We start from the raw sequence: 16,403 nt of genomic DNA, 5'->3' as shown, positions 1-16,403 counted from the left end.
ACTGGAGGCGTGATGGAGGGGGACGGCGCGAGCCGCGGACCCGAGGGGGCGGCGGGCATCCCGCTCCCGCCCCGGAAGCTGGCCAAGCGGATCGCCCTCGCCCGCGCGACCTGCGCGGTCTTCGGCCGCGAGGGGTACGCGCGCGCCTCCGTCGACGGCCTGGCCGCCGCGGCCGGAGTCTCGACGCGGACGCTCTACAACCACTTCCCCGGGGGCAAGTCGGAGCTCTTCCGGGCCGTCGTCACCTGGAGCTCGGGCGAGGTCCGCGACGCCCACGTGGCCACCGTGCGCGCCCGGCTGGACCCCGCGCGCCCGCCGCACCCGGACGACCTGGAACGGGACCTGGCCGCCCTCGCCCGGGCCCTGATCGACGTGATGGTGGAGCACCCCGACCACTTCGCGCTCGTGCGCCACATCCACGCCGAGGCCGACCACGTGCCGCCCGAGGTGCTGGCGGCCTGGAAGGCCGCGGGGCCCGGCCCGGTCGCCGACGCCCTCGCCGGCGCCCTGGCGGGCCTGGAGCGGGCCGGGCTGCTCGACCTGCACGGCGACGCGGAGCTGGCCGGCGCCCAGTTCACGGCGCTGACCTCCACCTCCGTCGCGCAGCTCTCCCACTACGGGGTCCTGCCCCTGCCGGAGGCCGAGACCGACCGCGTCGTCCGGGGCGGCGCCTCGGCCTTCCTGCGCGCCTACGGGGCCCGCTGACCGCCCTCCGCGGCCCCCGGGGACCTCAGGGCAACAGCCCGACCACCCGCCACCAGGCCTCCAGCACCTCCGCCGACGGATCCCCCGGCGCCAGGTACGGCCGGGCCGCGCCGGTCCAGCGCAGGAGGTTCCTGATCAGCCTCAGGTGCACGATCCGCTCCCGGGGCAGCTCCCGCCAGTCCCGGGCCCGCTCGGCCGCCTCCGCCGGGGTGAGGTCGATCAGTGCGAGGGCCTCCCGGCACAGGGCGGCCGGGTCCCCGCCCCGCCCGGGCCCGAACTCCCGGACCAGGTAGCCCCGTACGAAGGCCAGCTCGATCCCCCGCACCAGGTCCGACGCCCCCTCGGCCGCCGCGCAGCGGTACGCCGCTTCCAGCGCGACCCGGCCCCAGCGCAGCCGCACCCCGTCCGGCAGCCGCTCGTCCTGCATCCCGCCTACGGCCAGGGCGCGCAGGGTTCGCGGAAGGGGCTCGTCCGCGAGCGGGGGGCCGGTGGCCAGCCAGGCCTCCAGTTCCGCGAGGCCGTGCCCGTCGGGCGGTACGGAGGTCAGCACCTGCCCCCGGCTGAGCAGCGCGACCACCGCCCCCGCGAGGCGGACCCGGGCGGTGTGGCCGGCGGCGAAGGAGTCCACCGTGCGCCCGTACCGCTCGATCCCCCGCAGCCAGACCCGCGACTCCCCCGCCGCGTACACCTGCCCGGACCGGGCCGTACCGCCGACGCACCGCACGAGGCACACCCCGCCGGCGACGTCGGCCTCCTCCACGGCATACACCTGCAACTCGGCGATCGGCATGGCCGGGAGGCTACCCGCCCCGGTAACCGGGCGGGGAGTTTCCGGACGGGGCGGATCCCGGTGGCCGGACGGCCGCCCCGAAAAACGCCGACGGCCGGCCCCCCGTGGAAGGGGGCCGGCCGTCGGCGGGTGCCGGCTGCCGGGCCGCTACGACCAGGTGACCAGTCGGCGCGGGTGCTCCAGGACCGCCGCGATGTCGGCGAGGAACTTCGAGCCCAGCTCGCCGTCGACCAGGCGGTGGTCGAACGACAGGGCCAGGGTGGTGACCTGGCGGGGCTTCACCTTGCCCTTGTGGACCCACGGCTGGAGCTTGATCGCGCCGACCGCGAGGATCGCGGACTCGCCGGGGTTCAGGATGGGCGTACCGGTGTCGACGCCGAAGATGCCGACGTTGGTGATGGTGATGGTGCCGTTCTGCATGTCGGCCGGGGAGGTCTTGCCCTCGCGGGCGGTGCCCACCAGGTCCGACAGCGAGGTCGACAGCTCCGCCAGGGTCTTGGCGTGGGCGTCCTTGATGTTCGGGACGATCAGGCCGCGCGGGGTGGCCGCCGCGATGCCCAGGTTGACGTAGTGCTTGAGCACGATCTCCTGGGCCGCCTCGTCCCAGGACGCGTTGACGTCCGGGTTGCGGCGGATGGCGACGAGGACCGCCTTGGCGATCAGGAGCAGCGGGTTGATCCGGAGCCCCGCGAGGTCCGGGTCCTCCTTGAGCTCCTGGACCAGCTTCATCGTGCGGGTCACGTCGAGGGTGACGAACTCGGTGACGTGCGGCGCGGTGAAGGCGGAGCCGACCATGGCCTGGGCGGTGATCTTGCGGACGCCCTTGACCGGGATGCGGGTCTCCCGCGCGCCCGGCGCCGGGGCGGCCGAGGCCGCCTCGGCGGGGGCCGCCACGGGGGCCTGCACGGGCGCGGGGGCCGCGGCGGGGGACGGGACCTGGACGGGGGCCTGCGGGGGCAGCGCGGCCGCGGCGGCGGCGTGCACGTCCTCGCGGGTCACGACACCGCCGTCGCCGGTCGGGACCACCGAGGCCAGGTCGATGCCGAGGTCCTTGGCGAGCTTGCGCACCGGCGGCTTGGCCAGCGGCCGGTCGGCCGTGGCCGCGCCGTTGCCGTTGGCGTACGCGGTGCCGTTCTGCGCCGCCGGAGCGGGCGCGGCAGGCGCCGGCACGACGGCCGCGGCGACCGGGGCGGCGGCCGCGGCGGCCGGTGCCTTGCGCGGGCGGCGCTTCGTGGAGGACTGGGAGACGCCGTAGCCCACCAGCACGGGCTGGCGGCCCTCGGGCGCCGGCTCCTCGGCTGCCTCCGGGGCGGCCGGGGCGGCAGCGGTGGCCGTCGCGGGGGCCTCCGCCCCGGCGGCGCCGGCGGTCTCCACGGAGATGATCACCTGGCCGACGTCGACCGTCACACCCTCTTCGAAGAGCAGCGCGTGCACCACGCCGTCGAAGGGGATCGGCAGCTCGACGGCCGCCTTCGCCGTCTCCACCTCGCAGACGACCTGCCCGTCGGTGACCGTGTCACCCGGCTGGACGTACCACTTGAGGATCTCGGCCTCGGTCAGGCCCTCGCCCACGTCGGGCATCTTGAATTCGCGGATCGTCATGGCGCGGGTCTCCTCTAGAACGCCAGCGAGCGGTCGACGGCGTCGAGCACCCGGTCCAGGCCGGGCAGGTACTCGTCCTCCAGGCGGGCCGGCGGGTACGGGGCGTGGAAGCCGCCGACGCGCAGCACCGGCGCCTCCAGGTGGTAGAAGCACCGCTCCGTGATGCGGGCGGCGATCTCGGAGCCCGTGCCGAGGAAGACCGGGGCCTCGTGGACCACGACCAGGCGGCGGGTCTTCTCCACCGAGGCCTGGATCCCGTCGAAGTCGATCGGGGACATCGAGCGCAGGTCCAGGACCTCGACCGACTTCCCCTCCTCGGCGGCCGCGGCGGCCGCCTCCAGGCAGACCTTCACCATCGGGCCGTAGGCGGCCAGGGTGAGGTCGGCGCCCTCGCGGGCCACCCGCGCCTTGTGCAGCTCGCCGGGGATGGCGTCGGTGTCGACCTCGCCCTTGTCCCAGTAGCGGCGCTTCGGCTCGAAGAAGATCACCGGGTCGTCGCTGAGGATCGACTGCTGGAGCATCCAGTAGGCGTCGCTGGCGTTGGACGGGGAGACCACCTTCAGGCCCGGGACGTGCGCGAAGAGCGCCTCCGGGGACTCGCTGTGGTGCTCGACCGCGCCGATCGCGCCGCCGTAGGGGATGCGGATGACGACCGGCAGCTTGATCTTGCCGAGGGCGCGCGCGTGCATCTTCGCGAGCTGCGTGACGATCTGGTCGTACGCGGGGAAGACGAACCCGTCGAACTGGATCTCCACGACCGGCCGGTAGCCGCGCAGGGCCAGCCCGATGGCGGTGCCGACGATGCCCGACTCGGCGAGCGGGGTGTCGATGACCCGCTCCTCGCCGAAGTCCTTCTGGAGCCCGTCGGTGATGCGGAAGACACCGCCCAGCTTGCCGACGTCCTCGCCCATGATCAGGACCTTGGGGTCGTTCTCCATGGCCTTGCGGAGCGACTCGTTGAGCGCCTTCGCGATCGACATCTTCTCGACAGCCATCAGTGACCCTCCTCGGCCGGCTCGAAGGAAGCGAGGTAGGCGGCGAACTGGGCGCGCTCCTCGTCGACGAGCGCGTGCCCGTCCGCGTAGACGTTCTCGAAGATCGCCATGGTGTCGGGGTCGGGCATCGCGCGCACGACCTCGCGGACCCGCTTGCCGAGGGCCTCGCTCTCCGCCTCCAGCTCCTCGAAGAACGCCTCGTCGGCGCCTCCGGAGGCCAGCAGGTGGGCCTTCAGGCGCAGGATCGGGTCCTTCGCCTCCCAGGCGGCCGTCTCCTCGTCCGCACGGTACTTCGTCGGGTCGTCGGAGGTGGTGTGGGCGCCCATGCGGTACGTGAACGCCTCGATCAGGGACGGACCCTCGCCGCGGCGGGCGCGGTCCAGGGCCCAGCGGGTGACCGCGAGGCAGGCGAGGACGTCGTTGCCGTCGACGCGGATCCCCGGGAAGCCGAAGCCCTGGGCGCGCTGGTACAGCGGCACGCGCATCTGGCGCTCGGTCGGCTCGGAGATCGCCCACTGGTTGTTCTGGCAGAAGAACACCACGGGGGAGTTGTAGACGGCGGCGAAGTTGAAGGCCTCCATCACGTCGCCCTGGCTGGACGCGCCGTCGCCGAAGTAGGCGATGACGGCGGAGTCGGCGCCGTCCTTGGCCACACCCATGGCGTAACCGGTCGCGTGCAGCGTCTGCGAGCCGATGACGATCGTGTACAGGTGGAAGTTGTTGGTGTTCGGGTCCCATCCGCCGTGGTTCACACCGCGGAACATGCCGAGCAGGTTCGTCGGGTCGACCCCGCGGCACCAGGCCACGCCGTGCTCGCGGTAGGTCGGGAAGACGTAGTCGTCGTCGCGGAGCGCCCGGCCGGAGCCGATCTGGGCGGCCTCCTGGCCCAGCAGCGAGGCCCACAGGCCCAGCTCGCCCTGGCGCTGGAGGGCGGTCGCCTCGCCGTCGAAGCGGCGGGTCAGCACCATGTCGCGGTAGAGACCGCGCAGGTCCTCGGTGGTGATGTCGGCGACGAACGCCGCGATCTCCGCGACGTCGGGGTGGCCCTCGGCCTCGACCCGTTCACCCTCGGGCGTCAGCAGTTGTACGAGCTGAGGCTCGGCGTCGTGCGGCTGTGCGGTGGCAGCGGCGGTCTTGCGGGCGCTCGCCGCGCCTGCCGCCCGCTTGGTGCCGCTGCTGCGTCGCGGCTTGCGCGCGGCAGTGCTCTCCACGGTCACGTGTGCTCCTCCGTCGGTCCGGCACCCGGGTTCTCCGGGGACCAGTGCGGCTCACCTGTATCCGTACCCGCACACGGGGTGGGTGCACGGCGCGTAACGGATTCAGGCGTGACAGGTGCCCCGGCGAGTGCCCTGCGCACAGCACGTTACCCAGTGCGACGCATAACTGCGAAACCCCGTTTGACCTGCGATTTTGCTTGGATATCCAAGTAAATCGGCCGCAGCGGGAACATCCACTGGTCACAGCCTTGCAGGGGGCCGGAACAACGGCACGTTATCCCGGGTAACTCCGGCAGGGAAGAGGTGAGTGTGTGAAGATGAGCTTGTGCGCGAAAACGGAAAAATCAAAGTATTTCTCCTGGACGACCACGAAGTAGTACGTCGGGGCGTTCATGAGCTTTTGTCGGTCGAAGAGGACATCGAGATCGTCGGCGAGGCCGGTACCGCCGCGGACGCCCTGGTGCGCATCCCGGCGACCCGCCCCGACGTCGCCATCCTCGACGTGCGCCTGCCGGACGGCAGCGGTGTCGAGGTGTGCCGCGAGGTCCGCTCCCTGGACGAGGACATCAAGTGCCTGATGCTCACCTCGTTCGCCGACGACGAGGCGCTGTTCGACGCCATCATGGCGGGTGCCTCGGGCTACGTCCTCAAGGCCATCCGCGGGAACGAGCTGCTCAGCGCGGTGCGCGACGTGGCGGCCGGCAGGTCACTGCTGGACCCGGTGGCGACCGCGCGGGTGCTGGAGCGGCTGCGCGACGGCAAGAACGGCAAGGGCGACGACCGTCTCGCGAACCTCACCGAGCAGGAGCGCAAGATCCTCGACCTGATCGGCGAGGGGCTGACGAACCGGGTCATCGGCGAGCGGCTGCACCTCGCCGAGAAGACCATCAAGAACTACGTCTCCAGCCTGCTGTCGAAGCTGGGCATGGAGCGCCGCTCCCAGGCCGCCGCGTACGTCGCCCGGCTCCAGGCGCAGAGGCGCTAGCCGCGCTCGACCCGGCGCCGAGCGCGCCCCTGGCGCACTCCACCCGCGACCGAGCGGTACGCAACCCCGTTCGAGCGCGTCCCGAGGGGGAGCCGAGTGGACGTGGACGGACTTTCCGGCGAGGCGCGAGCGGGCGTGCGGTGCCCCGGGACACGCCGTCCGATTCGGGACCAACGTCCCCGGCCGTGGGGGCGGGATCCCCTTTCCCGAGCGGCGGCCGGGGCCCGAGAGTGGTCGCATGTCACCGGAGGAGATGCACGCCGTCGAAATGCTGCGCCGCGTTCCATACGGCCGGGTCGCCACCAGCATGCGCGCCCTTCCCTTCCTCGCCGTCGCCCGCCACATCGTGGTGGGCGGCCGGATCGGGCTGAGAATGCACGCCGGTTTCGGACATCACCACGCCTGCAACGGCAGCGTGGTCTCCTACGGGGCCGACAACTTCAATTCCGGTGCCTCGCGACTGTGGTCCGTGCAGGTCACGGGCATGGCAGAGATCGCCGAGCCGACCACCGCAGAACTGGAACTATTCGGTCCGGGGCCGCATTTCGCGGACGGCGAGGTGTTCGACCCGGTCTACATGCGCATCGATCCCCAGCTCGTCACCGTGCACACACTCGGTCCGGGAAATACCGACGGGCGCCACCGGAACGCGCCGTGACGCGGAGAAAGCGGGAATGCGCACGAAAGAGGCCCGGCGGAATGGGAATTCCGCCGGGCCTCCACCCGTTTGCGCTGCCCTTCGGCCGTTCGGCCGACCCTTCGGCCGCCGCGGCTAGTCGGCCGCGTCGGCGCCGGCCGGGCTGCCGCCGCCGCTGGGCGGCGTCGGCTTCGTGGTCGGCGGCTCCACCGGGGTGGTCTTCGGCGGCGGGGTCGTCGGGTTCTTGGTCTCCGGCGTCGTCGAGCTGCCCGACGAGGCCGACGGGGTGGGGTTCGGCGTGAACTTGCTGCGGCTCGGGGCGGGCGTGAAGGTGTCGTCCTCGTGCGAGCGGCCCGTCTCGGGGCTCGACGGGGCCGACGGGGACTCCTGGGTGCCGCCGCTGCTCTGCGCCGTACCGGGCGTGCTCACGCTGGTCTTCGGCTTGGCGCCGCCGCCGCCGGTGAGACCGCCGGTCTTGATCGCGTACGCAACACCGCCGGCGATGGCCAGCACCGCGAGCAGCGCGAAGAGCCAGACCTTCCACTTCCCGCCGCCGGAGCGGTTGTCGTACCCGTCGTAGCCGTCGTAGCCGTCATACCCGCCGTGGCCGCCTTGACCGCCGGCGTGGCCGCGGCCGCCTCCGGGGAAGGCCGTGCCGTCGTCCGGGTTCAGCGGGGGCACCATCGGCTGCTGGAACTGCGAGGTGGTGGCGTGCGAGTTGTACGGGGGCCGGGGGCCGCCGTTGCCGTTCGCGGGCATCTGCGAGGTCGGCGCGCCGCCGGGGTGGCCGTGCGGCAGCGCCATGACGACCGGGCCGGTGTTCCAGGTGCCGGTGTTCGGGCCCTGGTCCTGGAGCATCTGGAGCGCGTACTGGACGAGCCCGCGCATCTCCTCGGCGCTCTGGAACCGGTCGTCCGGGTCCTTGGCGAGCGACCGCATGACGAGGCCGTCGAGTTCCTGCGGGATGTGGTGGCCCTCGGGCAGTTGCGAGGGCGGCACCGGGGCGTCCTGGACGTGCTGGTAGACCACCGACAGCGGGGTCTCGCCGGTGAAGGGGGGCCGCAGCGCGAGCAGTTCGTAGAGCAGGCAGCCGGTGGCGTACAGGTCGCTGCGGTGGTCCACGGCCTTGCCGAGGGCCTGTTCCGGCGACAGGTACTGCGGGGTGCCCATGACCATGCCGGTCTGGGTCATCGTGGACTGGGCGCCGTGCAGGGCGCGGGCGATGCCGAAGTCCATCACCTTCACCGCACCGGTGTTGGTGATGATGACGTTGGCGGGCTTGATGTCGCGGTGCACGATGCCGTGCTGGTGCGAGTAGGCCAGCGCCTCCAGGACGCCCGACACGATGATGAGCGCCTGCTCCGGCCCGGGGGCCTCGGCGCTGATCAGCAGGTCGCGGATGGTACGGCCCTCGACCAGCTCCATCACGATGTACGGGACCACGCTCGGGCCGACCCGGTCCTCGCCGGAGTCGTACACGGCGACGACGGCGTGGTGGTTGAGGCCGGCGACCGACTGTGCCTCACGGGTGAAGCGGGCCTTGGACACCGGGTCCTCGGCGAGGTCGGGGCGCAGCAGCTTCACGGCCACGGTGCGGCCCAGCCGGACGTCCTCGGCCGCGAAGACCTCGGCCATGCCGCCGCGGCCCAGGCGGTGGGTCAGCCGGTAACGGCCGTCCCCCACGAGGCCGCCCGCGCCCCAGTGCTCAGGACCGTCGGCCATCCCGGCTCCGTTTCCCTCGGGTTCGGGTGCCATCAGTCCTCGCCGTCGTCTCTCTCGTCCGCTCTAGCGGTGGGGCCTCTTCGGGTGCTCCGGTGAACGCTACAGCCTCTGAACCCGTCACCGTTCGGCTACAGACACCCCGTAGGCCCGTGGTCACGCAGCGGGCACCGGCTTGACGTGTGCTTGCCCTCCGGCAGACTGGGCGCGACATGCGCTCAGCCAGACGCGTAGCAACACAGCCCGAGGGGAAGCAACAGTCATGAGCCAGGACGGCACACAGGGCCGGTACGCAGGCGGCTCCCTGGCCGGTGGCCGTTACCAGCTAAGGGATTTGCTGGGCGAGGGGGGCATGGCCTCGGTCTACCTCGCGTACGACTCCGCGCTCGACCGCCAGGTCGCCATCAAGACGCTCCACAGCGAACTGGGCCGCGAGGCTTCCTTCCGCGAGCGCTTCCGGCGCGAGGCGCAGGCTGTTGCGAAACTGTCGCACACCAACATCGTCTCGGTCTTCGACACGGGCGAGGGGACCGTCACCTTCGGTGCCGGCGGCGGCGACGAGGCGGTCATGCCGTACATCGTCATGGAGTACGTGGAGGGCCAGCCGCTGGGCTCGGTACTCGACGCGGACGTGCACCAGTACGGGGCCATGCCGGCGGACAAGGCGCTGAAGGTGACGGCCGACGTGCTGGCCGCGCTGGAGACCAGCCACGAGATGGGCCTGGTCCACCGCGACATCAAGCCCGGCAACGTGATGATGACCAAGCGCGGCGTGGTCAAGGTCATGGACTTCGGCATCGCCCGGGCCATGCAGTCGGGGGTCACCTCGATGACGCAGACCGGCATGGTGGTCGGCACCCCGCAGTACCTGTCCCCGGAGCAGGCGCTGGGGCGCGGTGTGGACGCCCGCTCGGACCTGTACTCGGTCGGCATCATGCTGTTCCAGCTGCTGACGGGCCGCATCCCGTTCGAGGCCGACTCCCCGCTGGCGATCGCGTACGCGCACGTCCAGGAGGAGCCGGTGGCCCCGTCCTCCATCAACCGGTCGATCACGCCGGCGATGGACGCGCTGGTGGCGCGGGCCCTGAAGAAGAACCCGAACGAGCGCTTCCCGACGGCCGCGGCCATGCGGGACGAGATCATGCGGATCATGTCGGCCGGCCACACCGGTGCCCCGGCGATCGTCCCGGGCGCGGCCACGGGCGGCAGCGGCGCGGGTGTGGGCTCGACGGTGTTCCCGCCGGTGGACGCGGGCTTCCAGCCGCCCCCGGCGCACTCGCTCCAGCAGCCGTACCAGGCCCCGCAGACCCCGCCGCCGGGCCCGTACGCGCAGCCGGCCCCGACGCAGCAGCAGCCGGGCGGCTACGCGTACCCGCACACGGCGCAGGCGCCGCAGCAGCAGCAGTACGCGCCGCAGACCCCGCCGCCGTTCACCATCTCCCCGGCTCCGGCGCCCGCTCCGGCGCCCTCGGGCGGGAAGAAGAACACGCCGGTGGTGGTCGGCGCGATCGTGGTGGCCCTGCTGGCCATCGGCGGGCTGATCGCCGTGCTGAACATGGACGACGGCGACAAGGACGAGAACAACACCGCGGGCCCCGCCGCCTCGGCGTCCGCGTCGGCCTCGGCCAAGGCGGGGCACAAGGGGCCGGACATCTCGCGCACGATCGACGCCGAGAAGTGCAAGAGCCCCACGAAGTCCTACAAGGACTCGACGAAGGTCATGGCCCCGGACTTCCGGTACAAGAACCTGATGTCGATCAAGCAGTGCATCCAGGCGGCCGGCTGGAAGTACAAGATCACGGAACGCGACGAGACCGTCTACGGCCAGGACACGGTGCTGGAGCAGCTGCCCGAGGCCGGGGCCGACGTGCCCAAGGAGGGCACGGAGTTCACGCTGATCGTGTCGACCGGAAATCCGCAGTAGCGGACCACCCGCCGCGGACCGCGGACTGACGCCCGGGCATCCCGGGGCACCCTGACGGGTGTCCCGGGATGCCCGTTTTATCCCCCTGTGCCAACCTGAGTCCGACGCCTCGGCTCCCGGCGTCCAGGCCGCACGGAACGGGAGGGGCCACCCGTGGTCCAACGCCTCCGCGCCCCGCACTGGACGGTCGGAGCCGCACTGGCGGCCGCCGCCCTGCTGGCCACCGCGCCCGCCTGCGCGACCTCCGCCCGCTTCCCCGCCGCCGCGGTGCGCGAGAGCCCCGGCCCCGGGAACCCGGGGCAGCTCCCGGCGGCGGACGAGGAGGTCCCCGAAGAAGCGTACGAGGAGCTTGCGGGGAGCCCCGGAGGCGTCGGGCGGGAGCACCCGGGGCGGCCCGCGGACGCCCCCGCCGACCCCGAGGTCACCACCGTCTCCCGGCCCCTGCACCCGGTCCGCCCGGCCCCGCGCCCGGAGCGCCAGCGCCCCGCCACCCAGCGGCCCGCCACCCGGCGGCCCACCACCCCGGCGAGCCCCGTGCCCAGCCCCGCGCCGAGCGGCTCCACCCCGGCCTCGGCACTGGGCACGGAGCCGAACGAGCGGATCGCCGACCTGGCCGCGCACCTGCTGCCGCTGGGCACCGGACTGGCCCTGATGGGCGTCGGACTGGGGTACATGGGCGTCCGGCTGCGGCGGGGCCGCTAGCGGCGGACGGGGCACCGGCGCGTACCCCGGTACGGGCATACTCGGTATACATACCGAGTATGCCCGTGTATACATACCAAGTATGTCAATCCGCCACGGCCTTCTCGCGCTGCTGGAACGGGGCCCCCGCTACGGCTCCCAGCTGCGCACCGAGTTCGAATCCCGCACCGGCTCCACCTGGCCCCTCAACGTCGGGCAGGTGTACACCACCCTCGCCCGCCTGGAGCGCGACGGACTCGTCGCGCCCGGCGGAGAGGACGCCGCCGGGCACACCCTCTACGCCATCACCGACACCGGGCGCGGCGAGCTGCGCGACTGGTACGAGCGCCCGGTGGACCGGGCCAACCCGCCCCGCGACGAGCTGGCCATCAAGCTCGCCATGGCCGTCGGGGCCCCCGGTGTGGACATCCGCGCCGTCATCCAGTCCCAGCGGCACGCCACGGTCAGGGCGATGCAGGACTACACCCGGCTCAAGGCCCAGGCCCTGTCCGCCATCGAGACCGGGCAGGCACACGAACGCGACGACGTGGCCTGGCTGCTGGTGCTGGAGCAGCTGATCTTCCAGACCGAGGCCGAGGCCCGCTGGCTCGACCACTCCGAGGCCCGCCTGGTCCGGCTGGCCGCGCTCGGCACCACCACCGGCGGCGCACCGGCCGCCCCGTCCGCCGGCACCGCCACGCCGCCCCCGGCGGCCGCCACCGGCCCGACCACCGGCACCACCGGCCCTGCCGCCCGTACGCGGCGGGGCTGAACAGCCCTTCCAAGGGGGATTTTTCATGCCCGACCAGCAGCACAGCTCCCACCCGAACCACGCGAACCACCCGAACCACCCGAACCACGCGAGCCACGCGAGCCACCCGGGGCGCGACTCCCAGCCCTCCGCGCCCGTGCTCCGGCTGGAGAACCTCGTCCGCACGCACGGCAGCGGCGCCACCGAGGTGCACGCCCTGCGCGGGATCGACCTCGCCGTCCACCCCGGCGAACTCGTCGCCGTCATGGGCCCCTCCGGCTCCGGGAAGTCCACCCTCCTCACGCTCGCGGGCGGGCTCGACACCCCCACCGGCGGCCGGGTCGTCGTCGAGGGCGTCGACCTCACCACCGCCGGACGCCGCAAACTGGCCGCCCTGCGCCGCCGCAGCATCGGCTACGTCTTCCAGGACTACAACCTCATACCGGCCCTCACGGCGGCCGAGAACGTGGCCCTGCCCCTCGAACTCGACGGGACCTCCGCCCGCAGGGCCCGCACCGCCGCCCTCGCCGCCCTGGAGGAGATCGGCCTGCGCGCCCTCGCCGACCGGTTCCCCGACGAGATGTCCGGCGGCCAGCAGCAGCGCGTGGCCATCGCCCGCGCCCTCGTGGGCGACCGCCGCCTGGTCCTGGCCGACGAACCCACCGGTGCCCTCGACTCGGAGACCGGGGAGTCCGTGCTCGCCCTGCTGCGGCTGCGCTGCGACGCCGGCGCCGCGGGGATCCTGGTCACGCACGAGCCCCGCTTCGCCGCCTGGGCGGACCGGGTGGTGTTCCTGCGCGACGGCAGCGTCGTCGACGAGACCCTGCGCAGCCACGCCGACTCGCTGCTCTCCGGGCGGGCGGCCGGCCTGTGACCTCCCCGCTCGCCTCCTGGTACCACTCCTGGGTCGCGGCCCTGCGCATCGCCCGCCGCGACGCCTGGCGCGCCAAGGGCCGCAGCGCCCTCGTCCTCGCGATGATCGCCCTGCCGGTCGTCGGGGTCAGCGCCGTCGACCTCACCCTGCGCAGCGCCGAACTCACCCCCGGGCAGACGCTGTCCCGCCGGGTCGGAGCCGCCGACGCCCGGATCGAGTGGACCGGCCTGTCCGGCCCGATCCTCCAGAGCCCCGACGGCGAGCGCTACGCGCCCGTCGGCGGCTACGCCACGTACCGGCCCGACCCGGAGAAGGAGCCCGACCCGCTCAAGAACGCGGTCCCGGCGGGCGCCGAAGCCGTCCGGGAAAGCAGCGCCGGCGTCAAGGTGCACACCCGGCACGGCCTCCTCGACACCCAGCTGCGCGAGCTGGACGTCCACCACCCGCTCACCGGGGGCCTGTTCACCCCCCTGCGCGGCCGGCTGCCCCAGGGACCGGGCGAGGTCATCGCCACCGCCGCCTTCCTGGAGCACTCCGGGCTGTACGTGGGCTCCTCGGTGACCCCGCGCGGCTCGAAGGCCCCGTACCGGATCACGGGGGCCTACGAACTGCCCTCCGAGCTGGCCCGGGACGAACTACTGGCCCTGCCGGGCACCCTGCTCGGCCCGCTCGACCGGGACCTGACGGCGGCCGGGGCGCCCGGACTCCACCCCACCGACTCCTTCCTCGTGAAGGTCGGCGGCGATGGTTTCACGTGGAACATGGTCAAGGAGGCCAACGCCAAGGGCGGCCTCGTACGCTCCCGCGCCGTGGCCGAACACCCGCCCGCAGACTCCGCGGTGCCGCTCTACGCCCAGGAACCCGACCAGCGCTACGCCAGGCCGGGCCCGGACGGCGGCCGGATCACCGAGAAGGCCGTCATGGCCACCGTCGTGGGCCTGGCCCTGCTGGAGGTCTGCCTGCTCGCCGGACCCGCCTTCGCGGTCGGCGCCCGGCGCTCGCGCCGCCAGCTCGGCCTGGTCGGCGCCAACGGCGGCGACCGCCGGCACATCCGGGCCATCGTCCTCTCGGGCGGCCTGGTCGTCGGCGCCGTGGCCGCCGTCACCGGCTGCGCCCTCGGCGTGGGCCTCACGATCGGGCTGCGGCCGCTCCTGGAGGAGAAGATCGGCAGCCGCTTCGGCGCCCTCGACTTCCGCCCCCTGGAACTGCTCGGCATCGCCCTGCTCGCCGTGCTGACCGGTCTGCTGGCCGCGTTCGTCCCGGCCGTCACCGCCTCCCGGCAGACCGTGCTGGCCTCCCTCACCGGCCGCCGCGGCATCCGGCGCGCCAACCGCGTCCTGCCTCTGGTCGGGCTGCTCGCCGTCGCCGTCGGCGCCGCGCTGGCCCTCTACGGGACCCGCTACCGGGTCAGCCCGACCGTCGTCATGGGCGGCAGCGCCCTCGCCGAGCTGGGCGTCGTCGCCCTCACTCCGGTGCTGGTCGGCCTGTTCGGGCGGCTGGGGCGGTGGCTGCCGCTGTCGCCGCGGCTCGCGCTGCGCGACGCCGTCCGCAACCGGGGGCGTACGGCCCCGGCCGTGGCCGCCGTACTGGCCGCCGTCGCCGGAACGGTGGCGGTCTCCACGTACCAGCACAGCCGGGACGTCCAGGCCCGCCACGAGTACGTCGCCGAACTCCCCGCCGGCGCCGGCCTGCTCAGCGCCAACGGCAACAGCTCCCACAAGGACGTGCCGACGGCTCGCGAGACCCTCACCCGCACCCTGCCGGTGGCGGTACGCGCCGATGTGGACCGCCTGTCGATCGGCAACCCCAACTGCGAGCAGTACAGCAGGGAACCGGGCTGCGGACGGGTCGCGCTCATCGTCCCGAAGGAACAGCGCTGCCCGCTGTACGAATCCGAGCACGGCCCCGCCGACTTCCCGAAGGAGGAGGTGAAGAAGCTGCGCCAGGACCCCCGCTGCGCGGTCCCGCGCCGCCCGGGCTCCACCTTCGACACGATCGTGGCGGACGAGAAGCTCCTCCAGGTCCTGGAGGTCACGGACCCGGGTTCGGTGGCGGCACTCAAGGCGGGGCGGCCGGTCGCCTTCGACCGCCGCGTCGTCAAGGACGGGAAGATCACCCTCCGGCTCGTCACCGACCCCGTCGCCGCGCAGAAGGCCGAAGCGGTTCACGCCGAACTCCCCGGCCAGGACAAGGTCTTCGCCGTCCACCAGGCGCCCGAGGGCGTCGACTCCTGGGGTGTGCGGGTCGTCCTGCCGCCCGCCGCCGTGAAGGCCGCCGGTATCGCCACGGCCCCGGTCGGGGCGTACTTCAGCCTGGAGCGGGCCGCCACCACCGAGCAGCGCCAGCGCCTGGACGGGGAGATCGACCGCACGGGCGCCGACGTCCGCGTCTCGATCGAACGCGGCTACCAGGAGGACAGCACCATCGGCATGCTGGCCCTCGCCGTGTTCGCGGGCCTGGTCACCATCGGCGCGGCCGGCATCGCGACGGGCCTGGCCCAGGCGGACTCCGAGGCCGATCTGAAGACCCTGGCGGCGGTGGGAGCGGCCCCGCGGGTGCGGCGCACCCTCAGCGGCTTCCAGTGCGGGGTGGTCGCCCTGATGGGCGTCGTCCTCGGCTCGGCGGCGGGCATCCTGCCCGCGGTCGGCCTTCGCCTCACCCAGGAGCGCGAGCAGCGGAGCCTGCTCCAGCGCGCCGTCGAGATGGGCCACTCCACTCCGGACGAGTCCCTCTACGTGCCGATCGCCGTCCCCTGGGACACCCTGGCCGGGCTCCTGGTCCTCGTCCCCCTGGGCGCGGCCGTACTGGCCGCACTGGTCACGAAGTCGAGCGGCGCCCTGGCCCGCCGGGCCGCGGGATGACGTCGCCGCCCCCGCACAGGGTGGATCACGCCCGTGCGGGGGCACACCGTGTGAGAACGAAGGTGTGCGAGAGAATGGCGGCATGGAGATGCCGAGGAGTGAACGGTCGCAGGACAGTCCCCCGCACGTCCTGATCGTGGGACAGGACGGGTCGGCGGTCGGCGGCGCCGATGACGAGTCGCGCGAGGTCCCGGTGACGGAGATGGTCGAACAGCCCGCCAAGGTCATGCGGATCGGCAGCATGATCAAGCAACTTCTGGAAGAGGTCCGCGCCGCACCTCTGGACGAGGCCAGCCGGGTCCGTCTCAAGGACATCCACGCGGCGTCGGTGAAGGAACTGGAAGACGGCCTGGCCCCGGAGCTGGTCGAGGAACTGGAGCGCCTCTCCCTGCCGTTCACGGAGGAGGCGGTTCCGTCCGAGGCCGAACTACGGATCGCCCAGGCGCAGTTGGTGGGGTGGCTGGAAGGCCTCTTCCACGGCATCCAGACGGCCCTGTTCGCGCAGCAGATGGCGGCGCGGGCCCAACTGGAGCAGATGCGCCGCGCCTTGCCCCCCGGCGGCCCCCACGACGACGACGAGGGAGGCCCCCACGGCGCCATCCGCTCGGGCCCGTATCTCTAGCCTCCGGCGGGGCTGTTCACAGCCCCGCCGGCGTGTGAGG

14 protein-coding genes are annotated in these 16,403 nt (G+C 73.2%); 9 read left to right on the top strand and 5 right to left on the bottom strand.

The window, feature by feature from the left end; all coding sequences use genetic code 11:
• Positions 1-12 precede the first annotated feature (12 nt).
• Positions 13-705 (top strand): TetR/AcrR family transcriptional regulator, encoded by a 693-nt coding sequence (locus ACFY15_RS06420; protein WP_390686385.1) that lies wholly within the window; start codon positions 13-15, stop codon positions 703-705.
• A 25-nt stretch (positions 706-730) separates the two neighbouring features.
• On the opposite strand, the gene ACFY15_RS06415 is transcribed toward ACFY15_RS06420, so the two are convergent.
• The 4 genes from ACFY15_RS06415 to pdhA all read right to left on the bottom strand — a co-directional run bounded on the left by ACFY15_RS06415 (position 731) and on the right by pdhA (position 5,309).
• Positions 731-1,495: a hypothetical protein gene (locus ACFY15_RS06415; RefSeq protein WP_390686244.1), complete on the bottom strand. Its 765-nt coding sequence runs from the start codon at positions 1,493-1,495 to the stop codon at positions 731-733.
• A gap of 147 nt (positions 1,496-1,642) precedes the next feature.
• Positions 1,643-3,097: a dihydrolipoamide acetyltransferase family protein gene (locus tag ACFY15_RS06410; protein WP_390686243.1), complete on the bottom strand. Its 1,455-nt coding sequence runs from the start codon at positions 3,095-3,097 to the stop codon at positions 1,643-1,645.
• A gap of 14 nt (positions 3,098-3,111) precedes the next feature.
• Positions 3,112-4,092, bottom strand: coding sequence for an alpha-ketoacid dehydrogenase subunit beta (locus ACFY15_RS06405; protein ID WP_390686242.1), 981 nt, complete (start codon positions 4,090-4,092; stop codon positions 3,112-3,114).
• The gene (pdhA, locus tag ACFY15_RS06400; RefSeq protein WP_390686241.1) at positions 4,092-5,309 is read right to left on the bottom strand and encodes a pyruvate dehydrogenase (acetyl-transferring) E1 component subunit alpha; all 1,218 of its coding nucleotides are present in this window, start codon (positions 5,307-5,309) and stop codon (positions 4,092-4,094) included. The genes ACFY15_RS06405 and pdhA overlap by 1 nt, the downstream gene beginning before the upstream one ends.
• A 325-nt stretch (positions 5,310-5,634) precedes the next feature.
• On the opposite strand from pdhA, the gene ACFY15_RS06395 reads away from it, so the two are divergent.
• Positions 5,635-6,294, top strand: a complete 660-nt coding sequence (locus ACFY15_RS06395; protein WP_390686240.1) for a response regulator — start codon at positions 5,635-5,637, stop codon at positions 6,292-6,294.
• Positions 6,295-6,532: 238 nt separating this feature from the next.
• Positions 6,533-6,952, top strand: coding sequence for a pyridoxamine 5'-phosphate oxidase family protein (locus ACFY15_RS06390; protein ID WP_390686239.1), 420 nt, complete (start codon positions 6,533-6,535; stop codon positions 6,950-6,952).
• A 114-nt stretch (positions 6,953-7,066) separates the two neighbouring features.
• Here ACFY15_RS06390 and ACFY15_RS06385 read toward each other — a convergent pair whose 3' ends face one another.
• Positions 7,067-8,686, bottom strand: a complete 1,620-nt coding sequence (locus ACFY15_RS06385) for a protein kinase (RefSeq protein WP_390686238.1) — start codon at positions 8,684-8,686, stop codon at positions 7,067-7,069.
• A 226-nt stretch (positions 8,687-8,912) separates the two neighbouring features.
• Here ACFY15_RS06385 and ACFY15_RS06380 point away from each other — a divergent pair, with 226 nt between their 5' ends.
• The 6 genes from ACFY15_RS06380 to ACFY15_RS06355 all read left to right on the top strand — a co-directional run bounded on the left by ACFY15_RS06380 (position 8,913) and on the right by ACFY15_RS06355 (position 16,363).
• The gene (locus ACFY15_RS06380; RefSeq protein WP_390825106.1) at positions 8,913-10,574 is read left to right on the top strand and encodes a protein kinase; all 1,662 of its coding nucleotides are present in this window, start codon (positions 8,913-8,915) and stop codon (positions 10,572-10,574) included.
• A 153-nt stretch (positions 10,575-10,727) separates the two neighbouring features.
• Positions 10,728-11,276, top strand: coding sequence for a hypothetical protein (locus ACFY15_RS06375; protein WP_390686236.1), 549 nt, complete (start codon positions 10,728-10,730; stop codon positions 11,274-11,276).
• Between the two features lie 82 nt (positions 11,277-11,358).
• A complete protein-coding gene (locus tag ACFY15_RS06370) occupies positions 11,359-12,027 on the top strand; it encodes a PadR family transcriptional regulator (RefSeq protein WP_390686235.1) in 669 nt (222 codons plus the stop codon).
• A 25-nt stretch (positions 12,028-12,052) separates the two neighbouring features.
• Positions 12,053-12,880, top strand: coding sequence for an ABC transporter ATP-binding protein (locus ACFY15_RS06365; protein WP_390686234.1), 828 nt, complete (start codon positions 12,053-12,055; stop codon positions 12,878-12,880).
• 101 nt (positions 12,881-12,981) lie between these two features.
• Complete coding sequence (locus tag ACFY15_RS06360; RefSeq protein WP_390686384.1) at positions 12,982-15,741, top strand: FtsX-like permease family protein; 2,760 nt, start codon at positions 12,982-12,984, stop codon at positions 15,739-15,741.
• A gap of 82 nt (positions 15,742-15,823) precedes the next feature.
• Entirely contained in the window at positions 15,824-16,363 is a 540-nt protein-coding gene (locus ACFY15_RS06355) for a bacterial proteasome activator family protein (RefSeq protein ID WP_390686233.1), read from the top strand.
• Positions 16,364-16,403: the final 40 nt, after the last annotated feature.

Origin of the sequence: Streptomyces sp. NPDC001373 (assembly GCF_042895815.1) — a bacterium.
Lineage (GTDB): Bacteria > Actinomycetota > Actinomycetes > Streptomycetales > Streptomycetaceae > Streptomyces.
The sequence above is the reverse complement of the archived record's forward strand: the minus strand, read 5'-3'. Positions and strand labels throughout refer to the sequence as shown.